This window comes from Streptomyces sp. NPDC028635, from assembly GCF_040637635.1.
Taxonomy (GTDB): Bacteria; Actinomycetota; Actinomycetes; order Streptomycetales; family Streptomycetaceae; genus Streptomyces.
Genome location: NZ_JBEZWX010000007.1, coordinates 57,115 through 71,666, shown reverse-complemented (window position 1 = coordinate 71,666; position 14,552 = coordinate 57,115). Strand labels below are relative to the sequence as shown.

The 14,552-nt window shown below is 76.0% G+C and carries 12 protein-coding genes and 1 pseudogene; 11 read left to right on the top strand and 2 right to left on the bottom strand.

Annotation, left to right across the window (positions count from 1 at the left end):
* Window positions 1-31 precede the first annotated feature (31 nt).
* From AB0E88_RS10185 to AB0E88_RS10160, 6 genes are all read left to right on the top strand, one after another.
* Entirely contained in the window at window positions 32-1,390 is a 1,359-nt protein-coding gene (locus AB0E88_RS10185) for a GH1 family beta-glucosidase (protein ID WP_361626920.1), read from the top strand.
* Between the two features lie 139 nt (window positions 1,391-1,529).
* A complete protein-coding gene (locus AB0E88_RS10180) occupies window positions 1,530-1,928 on the top strand; it encodes a hypothetical protein (RefSeq protein WP_361626917.1) in 399 nt (132 codons plus the stop codon).
* A 603-nt stretch (window positions 1,929-2,531) separates the two neighbouring features.
* Window positions 2,532-3,026, top strand: a complete 495-nt coding sequence (locus AB0E88_RS10175; RefSeq protein ID WP_361627411.1) for a GNAT family N-acetyltransferase — start codon at window positions 2,532-2,534, stop codon at window positions 3,024-3,026.
* Entirely contained in the window at window positions 3,023-4,516 is a 1,494-nt protein-coding gene (locus AB0E88_RS10170) for an ABC transporter substrate-binding protein (RefSeq protein WP_361626914.1), read from the top strand. The genes AB0E88_RS10175 and AB0E88_RS10170 overlap by 4 nt, the downstream gene beginning before the upstream one ends.
* A 2-nt stretch (window positions 4,517-4,518) precedes the next feature.
* Window positions 4,519-6,264 carry an ABC transporter permease subunit gene (locus tag AB0E88_RS10165; protein ID WP_361626911.1) on the top strand — a complete coding sequence of 582 codons (1,746 nt, stop codon included), beginning with the start codon at window positions 4,519-4,521 and terminating at the stop codon, window positions 6,262-6,264.
* The gene (locus AB0E88_RS10160) at window positions 6,261-7,442 is read left to right on the top strand and encodes an MFS transporter (RefSeq protein ID WP_361626908.1); all 1,182 of its coding nucleotides are present in this window, start codon (window positions 6,261-6,263) and stop codon (window positions 7,440-7,442) included. The genes AB0E88_RS10165 and AB0E88_RS10160 overlap by 4 nt, the downstream gene beginning before the upstream one ends.
* Window positions 7,443-7,869: 427 nt before the next feature.
* On the opposite strand, the gene AB0E88_RS10155 is transcribed toward AB0E88_RS10160, so the two are convergent.
* Complete coding sequence (locus AB0E88_RS10155; protein WP_361626905.1) at window positions 7,870-8,637, bottom strand: CDP-alcohol phosphatidyltransferase family protein; 768 nt, start codon at window positions 8,635-8,637, stop codon at window positions 7,870-7,872.
* Window positions 8,638-8,744: 107 nt separating this feature from the next.
* On the opposite strand from AB0E88_RS10155, the gene AB0E88_RS10150 reads away from it, so the two are divergent.
* The 5 genes and pseudogenes from AB0E88_RS10150 to AB0E88_RS10130 all read left to right on the top strand — a co-directional run.
* On the top strand, window positions 8,745-9,728 hold the full coding sequence (locus AB0E88_RS10150) for a zinc-binding alcohol dehydrogenase (protein WP_361626902.1): 984 nt from the start codon (window positions 8,745-8,747) through the stop codon (window positions 9,726-9,728).
* Between the two features lie 150 nt (window positions 9,729-9,878).
* A complete protein-coding gene (locus AB0E88_RS10145; RefSeq protein ID WP_361626899.1) occupies window positions 9,879-10,277 on the top strand; it encodes a 6-carboxytetrahydropterin synthase in 399 nt (132 codons plus the stop codon).
* Window positions 10,274-11,455, top strand: coding sequence for a glycosyltransferase family 4 protein (locus AB0E88_RS10140; RefSeq protein ID WP_361626896.1), 1,182 nt, complete (start codon window positions 10,274-10,276; stop codon window positions 11,453-11,455). The genes AB0E88_RS10145 and AB0E88_RS10140 overlap by 4 nt, the downstream gene beginning before the upstream one ends.
* The gene (locus AB0E88_RS10135; RefSeq protein ID WP_361626893.1) at window positions 11,452-12,483 is read left to right on the top strand and encodes a methyltransferase domain-containing protein; all 1,032 of its coding nucleotides are present in this window, start codon (window positions 11,452-11,454) and stop codon (window positions 12,481-12,483) included. Before AB0E88_RS10140 ends, AB0E88_RS10135 begins: the two co-directional genes overlap by 4 nt.
* Window positions 12,480-13,685: pseudogene (locus tag AB0E88_RS10130) on the top strand (lysylphosphatidylglycerol synthase transmembrane domain-containing protein); the annotation flags it as partial. The gene AB0E88_RS10135 and the pseudogene AB0E88_RS10130, both read left to right, overlap by 4 nt.
* A 53-nt stretch (window positions 13,686-13,738) precedes the next feature.
* Here the strand turns inward: AB0E88_RS10130 and AB0E88_RS10125 are convergent.
* Window positions 13,739-14,521, bottom strand: a complete 783-nt coding sequence (locus tag AB0E88_RS10125) for a creatininase family protein (RefSeq protein ID WP_361626890.1) — start codon at window positions 14,519-14,521, stop codon at window positions 13,739-13,741.
* Window positions 14,522-14,552: the final 31 nt, after the last annotated feature.

Sequence of the window (14,552 nt, the reverse complement as noted above, 5' to 3'; positions counted from 1 at the left end):
GTCCTTCCCCGCCTTTCCCGAAGGGACTTCCGTGACCATCGACCTCGCCGCGTTCCCCGCCGACTTCCTGTGGGGCACCGCCACGTCGGCGTACCAGATCGAGGGAGCCGTCGCCGAGGACGGCCGCTCTCCGTCGATCTGGGACACCTTCTCGCACACCCCCGGCATGACGGCGGGCGGCGACCACGGCGACGTCGCCTGCGACCACTACCACCGCTGGCGCGAGGACATCGCCCTGATGCGCCGGCTCGGGGTGAACGGCTACCGGCTGTCGGTCGCCTGGCCGCGCGTCCTGCCCGGCGGCGACGGCCCGGTCAACCCCAAGGGCCTCGCCTTCTACGACGAGCTGACGGACGCCCTGCTGGAGGCGGGCATCACCCCGTCCGTCACCCTCTACCACTGGGACCTGCCGCAGGTGCTCCAGGACCGCGGCGGCTGGCCCGAACGGGACACCGCCTTCGCGTTCGCCGAGTACGCCGAGGCCGTCGCCGCCCGCCTCGGTGACCGGGTCCGCCTGTGGACCACCCTCAACGAACCCCTGTGCTCGGCCTGGATCGGCCACCTGGAGGGCCGCATGGCCCCCGGCTGGACGGATCTCACCGCCGCCGTGCGCGCCTCCTACCACCTGCTGCTCGGCCACGGCCTGGCGGTCGAGGCGGTCCGCGCCGCGGCCCCGCAGGCCGAGGTCGGCCTCGTCAACAACCTCTCCACCGTCCACGCGGCCACCGACCGCCCCGAGGACCTGGCCGCGGCCCGCCGCCTGGACGGCCACACCAACCGCTGGTGGCTCGACCCGGTGCACGGCCGCGGCTTCCCGGCCGACATGCGGGAGGTGTACGGCGTGGACCTGCCGGAGGAACCGGGAGACCTGAAGACGATCGCGGCCCCGCTGGACTGGCTGGGCCTCAACTACTACTTCCCCCAGACGGTCACCGACGACCCGGCGGGGCCGGCCCCCCACGTCCGCACCGTCGACCGCCCCGGCGTCCCGCGCACCGGGATGGACTGGGAGATCGACGCGAGCGGCATGGAGACCCTGCTGCTGCGCCTGAGCGAGGACTACGGCGCCCGCAGGCTGTACGTCACCGAGAACGGCTCCGCCTACCCCGACGCCGTACGCCCCGACGGCACGGTGGACGACCCGGAGCGCCGCGCCTACCTGGAGCAGCACCTGTCGGCCTGCGCCTCGGCCCTGCGCAAGGGCGCCCCCCTGGCCGGCTACTTCGCCTGGTCCCTGCTGGACAACTTCGAGTGGGCGTACGGCTACGACAAGCGCTTCGGGCTCGTCCACGTCGACTACGCCACCCAGAAACGCACGATCAAGGGGTCGGGACACCGGTACGCGGAGATCATCCGGGAGCACGGGGCGGGGGCGCGGGAGGCGGCGTGAGAGTCCGGCGACGGCGGCCGGCGACCGCACCGCTGTCCGTTCACCGAAACCGAGTTCGCACCGGCGCCGTCCGCCTGGCACCATGGGGCGCTGCTGTGGGCGTGGCCGTGGGCCGAGCGTCCTGACCGAGGGGAGAGCCGTGGCGGACTGGATCTACATCCTCAATCCTCAACTGGACATGCTGGACGGTGAACCGACCGACCGGGAGACGATCCGGCAACTGGCCGAGGAGGAGCCCGAACTGGAGCTGTGGCTCAGCCGCCGCAACCGTATGAAGCCGGGGGACCGGCTCTGGTTCTTCTTCACCCACCCCGACGCCGCGGTCTGCGCGGTGGGCGAGGTGGACGAGGAGCCGTGGCAGGACCCCGACGACACCGAGGTCTCCTACCTCGTCGCCGCGACGCTGCTCACCGAGGCGACGAAGGCGCTGTCCCGCGACCCCGTGGGCCGCGAGCAGCTGGGGCTCGGGCAGGTGCGGTCGGTGCAGAAGGTGAAGCCGGAGGCCCTGCCGGTCCTGCTGGAGCGGTCCGGCCTCTGACACCGCCGCCGGTTTCCTCCCCCGGGAGAACCAGTGGAAGCGGGCGGCCTTGCCTCACGCCAAGGACCCCCAGCGGGACCTCTTCGCCCGGCAGTCCCGCGTCCGCGGGCCGATGCCCGGCCTGGCGATCGGAGAGACCCTGGGGGCGGCGCGGGGCAGGCTGCCCGCCGGCGGTTCGCTGCCCGCCGGCGTCAGCACCCGACTGGCCTGCTTCACCGCGGAGGGCGTCATCCGCGCCCAGGTCCGCGTCAACCACCAGGGCATCTGCCACGCGCCCGGAGTGGTCCTGCCCGCCCACAGCCGCTGGGCGCACCCCAGGGCATCGCCCGCGAGACGCTGCGGCGCCGCTGAACCCCAAACAACCACACACCCTGGCCGGACGGCATCAGCTCTTTTTGAAAATGAATGTCATGTGGCAGAGTGGTGCCCATGCCCCTCACCACCCTCCGGCGGGTGTCTCGCCGGAACCTGGTCGATCTTCCCTTGCCACTTACTGCATATGATGTGCAAGTGCGACAGCAAGGCATCAGTACCCCTCGTCCCCTCACGGGCCACCGCATCAGGCCCGCCACCCCCGACGACCTCGACGGCGCACGGGCCGTCATGCTCGACACCGTGTACCGGGACTTCGGCACCGGATACGTGCCGCGCTGGCACGGCGACATCATCGACCTCGCCGGCGCCTACCTCGTCCCGCCCCGGCACACCCTCCTGGTGGCACTCGACGCCGGTGACGGCGTCGTCGCCACCGCCGCGCTCGACTCCCGCGGCCCCGCGCACCCGCCCAACCCCCGTCCCCTCGCCGAGCGTTACCCCTCCGGCACCACCGCACAGCTGCGCCGCGTCTACGTGCGCCCCGAGCACCGCAGGCGCGGCCTCGCCCGGCGGCTCGTGCGCGAACTGCTCGCCTTCGCCGCCGCCGACGGCGGGTACCGGGCCGTCTATCTGCACACCGACCCGTCCGTGCCGGGCGCCGAGGCGTTCTGGCGGTCGCTCGGCACCGTCGTGCACGACGAGCGCGAGGACACCCACGGGGGCAACGGCGTGCTGCACGTGGAACTCCCGATGCCCGCTCCCGCCGGGGCGGTGACCCGGTGACCCGCATACGCCGCCTCCGGCTGCTCGCACCGCTCCTCCTCGTCCCCCTCCTCGCGAGCTGCTTCGCCGAGAAGGACGGCGGCGACGGCACCCGGGCCGCCGGCGGCTCCCGGCTGCGCGTCGCCCTCGCCTTCCCGCCCGCCGAGAACCTCTCCCCGTACGGCGCCGACGCCACCATCCTCAGCCGCCTCGGCGTCACCGAGGGCCTGACCGCCCTCGACGCCAACGGCGCCGCCACCCCCGCACTCGCCGCGTCCTGGCGGCGCGAGGGCGCCCGCAGCTGGCGCTTCACCCTGCGCGACGCCGCCTTCCAGGACGGCACCCGGGTCACCCCGGCCGCCGTCGCCGCCGCCCTCACCCGCGCCACGCAGGCCAGGCCCGCCCCCGCCGCCCTGTCCGGCGTCACCCTCACCGCCCGGGCCGCAGGCGGCGACGACGTCCGCGTCACCACCACCGCGCCCGACCCGATCCTGCCCCTGCGGCTGGCGAGCCCGAGCCTGGCCGTCTTCTCCCCGAAGGCGTACGCCGCTCCGGGGCGCGTCGACCCCGTCGGCACCGCCACCGGCCCCTTCCGGCTGACCAAGGTCACCGGCGCCACCTCCGCCACCCTCGACCGCCACGACGGCTACTGGGGCGGACTCGCCCACGCCGCCGGCATCGACGCCCGCTTCGTCGCCGACGGCACCGCCCGCGCCAACGCCCTGCGCACCGGTCAGGTCGACATCGCCGAAGCGGTCCCCGTCGCCCAGGCCGCCACCCTGGACGCCGCGACCCGGCACGAGACCTCCACGACCCGCACCACCAGTCTCCTGCTCAACGCCGCACACGGGCCCTTCGCGAACCCGGGGACACGCGCCGCCGCCCGGGCCGCCGTCGACACCGCCGCCCTCGCCAAGGGCGTCTACGAGGGGCACGCCGACGCCGGCGCCGGAATCCACGGGCCCGCCGTCACCTGGGCCGCCGGCAAGCGGACCCGGCCGGTGCACCCGGCTCCCGGCACCGTCGACGGCACCCCGATCACCCTCGCCACCTACGACAACCGACCCGAACTGCCCGAAGTGGCGCAGGTGTTGAAGCAGCAGCTGGAGAAGGCCGGGTTCCGGGTCACGCTCCGGGTGCAGGAGTACTCACGGCTGGAAAGCGACGCGCTCGCCGGGAAGTTCGACGCCTTCGTCCTCGCCCGCAACACCCTCGTCGACACCGGCGACCCCGTCGCCGTCCTCGCCGGCGACCACACCTGCCACGGCAACTACAACATCGCCCAGTTGTGCGACGCGAAGGTGGACCGGGCGGTCGCCGAGGCCGAGGCCACCGAGGACACCGGTGCGCGGCAGGACGCCGCCATGGCCGCCGAGGCCGCGATCCTCGGCACCGACGCCGTCGTCCCGCTGGTCCACCAGCGGATCGTCACCGGCGTCGGCACCACGGTGCACGGCGTGCTGCTCGACCCGTACGAGCGCACCCTCATCGGCCCCGGCACCCGCCGCTGACCGTGCGCGCGACACTTCGCGCCCTGCTGTGGCGCACCGCACTGGCGGCCGGGCTCGTGTGCGCGATCGGGCTGCTGCCCTGGCTGACGCACACCGACCCGGCCCGCACCGTCCTCAAGGCCCGCTCGGCCGACCGCGACCCCGACCCCCAGGTGCTCGCCGACATCCGCGCCCAACTCCACCTCGACGAAGGGCCGTTGGCTCTCCTCGTGCGTTGGCTGCGCGGGGCCGGCGGGCAGTCGTGGCTGAACGGCGCCGACGTCACCCCCACGGTGCTCGACGCCCTCGGCGCGTCCCTGCTGCTGATGACGGCGGCCCTCGCGGTCGCCGTGGTCACCGCCGCGCTCGTCACCACCCGCACCCTGTACGGACGGACCGCGCGCCGCCCCGGCGGCAGCGGCACCGCCGTCCTCGCCGCGCTGCCCGAGTTCCTCACCGCCTCCGTGCTCGCCACCGTGGTCGGCGTCCAGCTCGGCTGGCTGCCCGCGCTCGGCTGGTACGGGCCGCGCTGGACGGTGCTGCCCGCGCTCGCCCTCGGCCTGCCCGCCGGGGCCGTGCTCGGCCGGCTCCTCGACGACCTGCTGCCCGCCGCCCTGACCGAGCCCTGGGCGCGGGCCGCCGCCGCCCGCGGCATGCCCCGCCGCCGTATCGCCCGCCAGGCCGTCCGCCGCTGCCTGCCCGCACTGCTGCCCAACACGAGCCTGTTCGTCGTCGGGATCACCGGCGGCGCCGTCGCCGTCGAGCAGGTCTTCGACATCCCCGGACTCGGGCGTACGACCCTGCAGGCCGCCCTCGCCCAGGACCTGCCCGTGCTCCAGGCGGGCACCCTCGCGCTGCTGCTCCTCGCGGCCGCCGCCACCGGGCTCGCCCACCTCGCGAACCGCCTGCTGACCGGCCCCGCCCTGCGCGACGGCGCCCTGCCCACCCTGCACCGGCCCACCCCGCCCGCCCGCACCACCCTGCCCCTGGTGTACGGCGGCGCGCTGGCCGCCGTCGTCGCCCTCGGCCTGCCGCGCGACCCGCTCGCCCTCGACACCACCGCCCGCCTCCGGCCCCCCTCCGCCCCGCATCCCTTCGGCACCGACGCGCTCGGCCGGGACATGCTCGCCCGCATCGCGCACGGCGCCCTGGACACCCTGCTGCTCGCCCTCGGCATCAGTGCCGCCGCGCTCCTCGCCGGCGTCCTGCTCGGGCTGCTGCCCCGGCTGTCCGGGCCGCTCGTCGACACCGTCAACGCGATCCCGCCCGTCCTCGCGGCGCTGCTCGTCACCGCAGTCCGGGGCGGCGGAGCCGCCACGCCCGCGCTCGCCGTGCTCGCCGTCGCCTGGGCGCCGCTCGCCGCGCACACCTCCGCGCTGCTGCGGCAGGAGCGGGCCACCGCGCACCTGACGGCCACCCGCGCGCTCGGCGCCGGCCGCCTCCACATGCTGCGCCGCGCCCTGCTGCCCGCCGTACTGCCCTCCGTCACCCGGCACGCCCTGCTGCGGCTGCCCGGCACCGCCCTCGCCCTGGCCTCGCTGAGCTTCCTCGGCCTCGGCGCGCAACCGCCGTCCCCCGAGTGGGGCCTGCTGCTCGCCGAGAACCAGCCGTACGCCGAACGCGCCCCCTGGGCCGTCCTCGCGCCCGCCGCCGTGCTCGCCCTGCTGGGCGCGCTCGCCGTCAGCGCGGCGGGCGGCGTACGGATGCCACACCGCGACCGGGCCCGGAAGGCCGCACGGCCCGCGCCCGCCGCCGAGTCGGTGGCATGACCCCGCTGCTGCGGCTGCTGATCCTCACCCAGCTCGCCTTCAACGTCGGCTTCTTCGCCGTCCTGCCCTTCCTCGCCGACCACCTCGGGCGCGGCGTCGGCATGGCGGGCTGGCTCGTCGGGCTGGTGCTGGGGCTGCGCACCTTCAGCCAGCAGGGGCTGTTCGTGGTCGGCGGCGCCCTCACCGACCGCCACGGCATCCGGCCCGTCGTCCTGACCGGCTGTGCGCTCAGGATCGCCGGGTTCGCCTGGCTCGGATACGCGCAGCGCACCTGGGCCGTGATCGGGGCGGTGCTGCTCATCGGCTTCGCCGCCGCGCTGTTCTCCCCGGCCGTCGAGTCCGAGGTGGTCCGGCAGGCCGTCGCCCGGGAGGAGGCGGGCGGCGGCCCGCGCACCCGGGTACTGGCGCGGTTCGCGGTCGCCGGACAGGCCGGGGCGTTCCTCGGGCCGCTGCTCGGCGCGCTGCTGCTGGACGTCGACTTCCGCACGGTGTGCCTCGGCGGCGCCGGGATCTTCGTCCTCGTCCTCGCCGGGCACGCGTGGCTGCTGCCACGGCACGTGACGGGGCGGCCGGCGGCGGTGCGCGTCCGCGGCGGTGCCGGACCGCTGCTGCGCAACGGCCGCTTCCTCGCGCTGTGCTGCGCGTACGGGGCCTGTCTGCTCGCCTACAACCAGCTCTACCTCGCCCTGCCCGCCGAGGTGGAGCGCGCGGCCGGCTCCCAGGCGCCGGTGGCCTGGCTGTTCGCGCTGTCGTCGCTGCTGGTCGTCGCCGCGCAGCTGCCCGTCACACGGCTGGTCGGCGAGCGGCTCACGCCGCGACCGGCGATGGCGGCGGGCCTCGCGCTGATCGCGGCCGGATTCGCCGTCGTCGCGGTCCTGCGGCCCGCCGGGTGGACCGGCGTGCGCGGACTGGCGCCGGCCGCCGGGTTCGTCGTCCTGCTGACACTCGGTCAGATGCTCGTCGCGCCCGCCGCCCGCGCCTGGGTGCCCGACCTCGCCGACGAGGGCCGGCTCGGCCTGTACACCGGTGCGCTGTCCTCGGTGTCCGGCCTGATCGTGCTGGGCGGCTCCGCCGCGACCGGGGTCCTGCTCGACTCGGGCCTGCCGCCCGCCGCGCCATGGCTCGCGCTGGCCGCCGTACCCCTGACGGCGATGGCCCTGCTGCCCCGCCGGACGTGAAGGGCGGCCCTCGCCGCCGGGCCCGGACAGAGGCCGCTGTGCGAGCCACCGGACCCGCTCGGCTGACGGTGAGCCGTCGTGCGGGAACAGCTGGGCGCGAGCCTCCCGGTCCGGAAGGCCGGGCTTGAGCCGCCGGGCGGCAGTCGTCGACCGGCAGTCGTCAACCGGCGGTCGTCGGGCGCGAGCGGTCGGGCGGCGGTCGTCGGGCGGGAGCGGCCGGGTCGCCGTCGTCGGGCGTGAGCGGTCGGGCGGCAGTCGTCAGGCGTGGACGGCCGGGCGGCAGTCGCCGAACGTGAGGGCGGCGGTCGCCGGGCCCTAGCGGCCGGGCGGCGGTCGCCGGGCCTGAGGCGCCGGGCGGTCGTCGGGCCTGGGCCGCCGGGATGTGACCGCCGGGCGTGAGCCGCCTGCCCGGATGCCGGCGGGCGGGTCAGCGTGCGGCCAGGTCCAGTTCCTCCGCCTGCACCGGGACCGTGTCCGGCACGGCGTGCGCGTGCCGCCGCAGCCACACCACGTCCCGGCCGAAGGACCACGTCAGCAGCGCCAGCGCCAGCACCACCACCCCGGCGGACGCCGGGACCGGCAGCAGTCCGGAGGACGCGAGCAGCAGGAGGATCCCCTGGAGCGCGGCCACCGTCTTGCGGGCGGTGCTCGGCGGGAGCGGGGCGTTCAGCCAGGGCCACACCCGGGCCGCGGCGACGAACACATAGCGCATCGCACCGATGAGCAGCACCCAGGGGCCGAAGTCCAGCGCCACGTACACGCTGAGCACCAGGATCAGGAACGCGTCGACCTCCATGTCGAAACGGGCCCCCAGCGCCGTCGTGGTGCCGGTGCGGCGGGCCACCTTGCCGTCCACGCCGTCCAGCAGCAGCGCGACCGCCGTCAGCGCGACGAACAGTGTCACCGGCGGCGCGCCCTCGAAGGAGTCCGCGACCAGCGCGGTCACCCCGCCGACCAGAGTCGCGCGGCCGAGGGTGACCCGGTTCGCCGGGCCGAACGAGTCCAGCCCCGAACGGTGCAGGGCCCGCGACAGCACCGCCCAGCTGACCACGGCGAACACGAGCCCGGTCAGCCATCCCACCGGGCCCAGGCCTATCGCCGCGCCGAGCAGCGCCAGCAACACCAGCTGCACGCCCGCACCCACCGCGGGCTCCTGCTGGACGGGCCTGGCTGCGTACATGTCGTTCAGGGCCACCGAACACCCTCCGGCCGAGTGACAGAGTCGATCAACGCCGCGTACTGTGCGCGGCCTGTGCACATCCCGGTACGTGCACCGCCTTCCGATCGTTCAGGAGGATGCCGATGAGCCGTTCAGCACGTGCGTTCTGGCTTCGCTCGCCCGGGCACGGCGAGATCCGCGACGTCGCTCTGCCGGAACCCGCGGCGGGAGAGGCGGTGGTGCGCACCCTGTTCAGCGGGGTGAGCCGCGGCACCGAGACCCTCGTCTTCCACGGCGGGGTCCCCGTGAGCCAGTACGCGCGGATGCGCGCGCCGTTCCAGGAGGGCGACTTCCCCGGCCCGGTGAAGTACGGCTACCTCAACGTGGGCGTCGTGGAGGAAGGGCCGCCGGAGCTGACCGGCCGCACCGTGTTCTGCCTGTACCCGCACCAGACGCGGTACGTCGTCCCCGCGGCCGCCCTCACCGTCGTACCCGAGCAGGTGCCGGCACACCGAGCCGTGCTCGCGGGCACCGTGGAGACCGCCGTGAACGCGCTCTGGGACGCCGCGCCGCTGGTCGGGGACCGGATCGCGGTGGTCGGCGGCGGCATGGTCGGCTGCTCGGTGGCCGCCCTGCTCGCCCGCTTCCCGGGCGTCCGCGTCCAGCTGGTGGACACCGACCCGGGCCGCGCCCGCACCGCCGAGGCGCTCGGCGCCGGCTTCGCCACACCCGAGGACGCGCTCGGCGGGTGCGACCTCGTGGTGCACGCCAGCGCCACCGAGCAGGGTCTCACCCGGGCGCTCGAACTCCTCGCCCCCGAGGGCACCGTCGTCGAACTCAGCTGGTACGGCGACCGCGCGGTCCGGCTCCCGCTCGGCGAGGCCTTCCACTCCCGGCGCCTGACGATCCGCAGCAGCCAGGTCGGCACGGTCTCCCCGGCCCGCGCCTCCCGCTCCTACGGCGACCGGCTCGCGCTCGCCCTCGACCTGCTCGCCGACCCCGCCCTCGACGCCCTCGTCACCGGCGAGTCCGCCTTCGACGAACTGCCCGAGGTCCTGCCCCGCCTCGCGTCGGGGGAGCTCCCGGCGCTGTGCCACCGGATCCGCCACCCCGGCCCGAGCACCTGACCCGGGCGCACGCGCCGTCCCGGCCGAGCGTCTGACCTGAGCGAAAAGGTGAGGAGAGGCTGAACGCGGGGGAGGAAGGAGCCGTACTGGAAGGCATCCCCGGCGGCCATCGGCCGGGGAACCGACGCGCCGCACCTGGAGGGTCGTCCGTTGTTCAGTGTCACCGTCCGCGATCACATCATGATCGCCCACAGCTTCCGCGGCGAGGTCTTCGGCCCCGCGCAGCGTCTGCACGGGGCGACGTTCCTGGTGGACGCCACCTTCCGGCGCGAAGAGCTGGACGACGACAACATCGTCGTCGACATCGGTCTGGCCACCCGGGAACTGGGCGCCGTCGTCGGCGAGTTGAACTACCGCAACCTCGACAACGAACCCGATTTCGCCGGGATCAACACCTCCACGGAGTTCCTGGCCAAGGTCATCGCCGACCGCCTCGCCGAGCGCATCCACAAGGGCGCGCTGGGCGAGGGCGCCCGGGGCATCGCCGGCCTCGGCGTCACCCTCCACGAGTCGCACGTGGCGTGGGCGAGTTACGAGCGTGCCCTGTGACCGGCACGACGACGCGGAAGAAGCGGCTCGCCCACATACCCGCGCAGCCCGCACCCCCGACCGACGGCGGGATCATCCCCATGTCCCTGCGCACCGCGCACTTCGTGATGCCGGCCGGTGTCGACGACCCGGCCGCGCCGAGCGGCGGCAACGCCTACGACCGGCGCGTGGGCCTGGACCTGCCCGGCTTCGGCTGGCAGCCGCACGCCCACCTGGTGGCCGGCGCCTGGCCCCGCCCGGACGCCGCCGCCCGCGCCGCACTTCAAAGCACCCTGCGGGAGATCCCCGACGGCTCGGTGGTCCTGCTGGACGGACTGGTCGCCTGCGGCGTGCCCGAGGTCGTCGTCCCGGCGGCGCGCAGGCTGTCCCTCGCGGTCCTCGTGCACCTCCCGCTCGCCGACGAGACCGGCCTCGACCCGGCCGTCGCCGCCGACCTGGACGCGCGGGAGCGGGCGGTCCTGCGGGCCGTACCGGCCGTGATCGCCACCAGCGCCTGGGCCGGACGCCGGCTCGTCGCCCACCACGGCCTCGCCCCGGACGCGGTGCACGTCGCCGCCCCCGGCGCCGACATCGCGCCCCTCGCCCACGGCACCGACGGCGTGTCCCGCCTGCTGTGCGTCGCCGCCGTCACCCCGCGCAAGGGCCAGCACCGGCTGGTGGAGGCCCTGGCCTCCGTCACCGGCCGGCCGTTCCACTGCGAACTGGTCGGCGGGACCACCCAAGACCCGGCCTACGTCTCCCGCGTCCGCTCGGCGATCCGCTCGTACGGCCTGGACGACCGTGTCGGCCTCACGGGACCGCGCACCGCCGGAGCCCTCGACGCCTCCTACGCCGCCGCCGACCTGATGGTCCTGGCCTCCGCCGGCGAGACCTACGGCATGGCGGTCACCGAGGCCCTGGCGCGCGGTGTCCCGGTGCTGGCCACCGACGTCGGCGGCCTGCCCGAGGCGCTCGGCCGCGCCCCCGACGGCACCCGGCCCGGCCTTCTCGTCCCCCCGGACGATCCCGCCGCCCTCGCCACGGCCCTGCGCGCCTGGTTCGACGACCCGGAGCTGCGCCGGCGCCTCAGGACGGCCGCACGCGCCCGCCGGGCCGCCCTGAGCGGCTGGGGAACGACGGCCCAACGCCTGGCCGCCGTGCTGGGCAGGCTCCCGGCTCCGTCGGGGAGGCCGGCATGACACGGCCGACGACCGCCGCGGACGGCCGCGTTCCGCGCGAGCGCGAGACAGCATCCGGTGCGCCTGCCGCGACGGCGCGACAACGCGCCGCGGCGGCGCCGGCCGGGGGCACGTCCGCGGTGATTCCCGGCGCCGGGCCCGTGACCCGGCCGGGGGAGCGGGAGACCGTCCGGCTGCGGCCGGGTGCGCCGCAGGAGCCGGCCCGGTACGCGCCCGAGTGGCTGCGGCTGCGCGAGCCGGCCGACGCGGCGGCACGCGCCGCCGACCTGCTGGACCCGCTGCGCGTCCGGCTCGCCGACCGGTCCGGCCGCTCCGGCGGCCTCGTCGTGCACGACCTGGGATGCGGCACCGGTTCGATGGGCCGCTGGCTGGCGCCCCTGCTGGACGGCGCCCAGCACTGGGTGCTGCACGACCGCGACCCCTACCTGCTGCACTTCGCCGCGGCCGGTGCCCCGCGCGCCGCCGCCGACGGCAGCCGGATCACCGTGGAGACCCGGCGCGGCGACGTCGCCCGGCTCACCCCGGACGCGCTGGCCGGGGCCACGCTGGTCACCGCGTCCGCACTGCTGGACGTGCTGACCCGCGACGAGGTCGACGCCCTCGCCGCCGCGTGCGCGGGCGCCGCCTGCCCGGCGCTGCTCACGCTCTCCGTCGCCGGACACGTGGAGCTGACCCCGCATGATCCGCTGGACGCGGAGATCACGGCCGCCTTCAACGACCACCAGCGGCGCACCGGTCTGCTCGGTCCCGACGCGGTCACCGCGGCCTGCGAGGCGTTCGCCGCGTACGGCGCCGGGGTGCGGGTCCGCCCGAGCCCCTGGCACCTCGGGCCCGCCGACCCCGAGCTGACGGCGCAGTGGCTGCGCGGCTGGGTCGGCGCCGCCGTGGAACACCGCCCGGAGCTGGCCGACCGCGCCGCGACCTACCTGGCGGCCCGGCTCGCCTCCCTGGCCCTCGGTGAGCTGCGCGCGACCGTCCACCACAGCGACCTGCTGGCCCTGCCCCACGCGAACGGCGGCACGCCATGAGCGCGGGGAGGGACAACCGGGCCCCCGACCGCGGCGCGTCCACGGCGTCCACGGCGGTCGGCGTCCTGCCGCCCGAGACGGACCCTCCGGCGCCCGCCGCCGGTCGGATCGCCCCGGTGGGGCCGGTCTCCGGGGTCACCGCCGACGTCACGGCGCCCCGCCCCGGCACCACCGTCCCGGCCCCGGGGGGTGGCCGAGCGGCCGGGCCGGGAAGGGGCCACGAGGACCCGGCCGGTTCGCGGGGCGGGAACGGGTACGGCGAGACAGCCGGTTCGCGGGCCGGGAGCGGGCACGGCGAGCCGGCCGGGCCGCCTTGCGGCCAAGCGGCGCCACCGCCCACCGCGCGCCGCCCGGCCGTCCTCCGCCGCCACCTCGGCACTCTCGCCGGGGTGTTCATCCTGGGGCTGCTGGTCTGGCGGCTCGGGACCGGGGCCTTCCTCGAGGGGCTGCGCAGGATCGACCTGCCGACGCTGGCCGTGGCGGTCGGGATCGGCGGGGTGACCACGGCGTGCAGCGCCTGGCGCTGGTCGCTCGTGGCCCGCGGGCTCGGCATCCGGCTGCCCTTCGGCACCGCTCTGGCCGGTTACTACCGCGCGCTGTTCCTCAACGCCGCCCTGCCCGGCGGTGTCCTCGGCGACGTGCACCGCGCGGTGCGGCACGGGCGCAGCGCCGGTGACATGGGACGCGGCGTGCGGGCGGTGGTCCTGGAACGCGCCGCCGGGCAGGCCGTACTGGCGGTCGCCGGGCTGCTCGTGCTGCTCGTCGCCCCCTCCCCGGTCCGCACCGACGTACGGCACGCCGTCCCGCTCGCCGCACTCGCCGCCGTCGGCATGCTGGCCGTCGCGCTCGCCGTCCGGATGAACCGCGCGCCGGGGGCGCCCGTCCGGCGCGCCCGTGCGCTGCGGACGGCGCTGGCGGAGGCCCGCGAGGGGCTGCTGTCCCGGCGCAACGGGCCCGGCGTGCTGCTGTCCTCGGTCGTCGTGCTCGCCGGGCACCTGGCGACGTTCGTCCTCGCGGCCCGGGCCGCCGCACCCGGCACCGGGTTCGTCGCGCTGCTGCCGCTCGCCGTCCTCGCCCTGCTCGCCATGGGACTGCCGCTGAACATCGGCGGGTTCGGGCCGCGCGAGGGCGTGACCGCGTGGGCGTTCGGCGCCGCCGGACTCGGCGCGGACACCGGGCTGGCCGTCGCGGTCGTCTACGGCGTGCTGTGCTTCGCGGCCGCCCTGCCCGGCGCGTTGACGCCGGCCGCCCGCGGTCACTCCTCGGCGGCTCCGGTGAGCAGCGCGAAGCACGCCCCGAAGGAGTCGGCGAGGCTCGCCAGCAGCTCCCTGCCCTTGTCCGCCGACCCCAGGGAAGGACGGCCGATGACACCGGAAGCCGTATAGGCGGACATGCCCACGGTGAGCAGATGACGGCGGTCGTCGGCGACGACGTCGGCGGACTCGTAACCGGGCCGGACCACTTCGGGGTGAGCGTGCAGCAGAACGGACGTCTCGATCTCGCCCGCGTGCATGTCGGTGAGCAGCGATGTGGCCACCCCTGCCCGCACGCGGGCCGCTTCCCAGTCCTCCACGGCGGGGAAGAGCGCCATGCGCTCGCCGCGCGCCGAGGCTTCCTGGACGACGTTGCCGAGCACGTAGTTGCCGCCGTGTCCGTTGACGACGACGAGGGCCTCGACGCCGGAGCGGCGCAGCGAGGCGGCGATGTCCCGGACCACGGCGTGCAGCGTCACCGCGGAGATGGACACGGTGCCCGGCCAGCCGGCGTGCTCGTGCGAGCAGGAGATCGTCACCGGCGGCAGGAGCTGGACCGGGTACGCGGCGGCGATCTCCCGGGCGATCGCACAGGCGACGAGGGTGTCCGTCGCCAGCGGAAGGTACGGGCCGTGCTGCTCGTGGCTGCCGACGGGAAGGACGGCGACCCGTGCTGAACCGTCCGCCGCCCGCGTCCGTACGTCTTCCGTGGTGTCCGCGGGCAGCAGACCGTGACCCGCCGGCACCGGACCGTCTCCCGCTGTCACCGAGCCCGAACCACTCATGTTTTCACGGCCTTTCGTACAGAGCTGAGGA

Coding starts and splice junctions, on each gene's coding strand:
- AB0E88_RS10125 (WP_361626890.1), bottom strand. CDS start 14,521: ATGAGTGGTTCGGGCTCGGTGACAGCGGGAGACGGTCCGGTGCCGGCG.
- AB0E88_RS10160 (WP_361626908.1), top strand. CDS start 6,261: ATGACCCCGCTGCTGCGGCTGCTGATCCTCACCCAGCTCGCCTTCAAC.
- AB0E88_RS10175 (WP_361627411.1), top strand. CDS start 2,532: ATGCTCGACACCGTGTACCGGGACTTCGGCACCGGATACGTGCCGCGC.
- AB0E88_RS10150 (WP_361626902.1), top strand. CDS start 8,745: ATGAGCCGTTCAGCACGTGCGTTCTGGCTTCGCTCGCCCGGGCACGGC.
- AB0E88_RS10135 (WP_361626893.1), top strand. CDS start 11,452: ATGACACGGCCGACGACCGCCGCGGACGGCCGCGTTCCGCGCGAGCGC.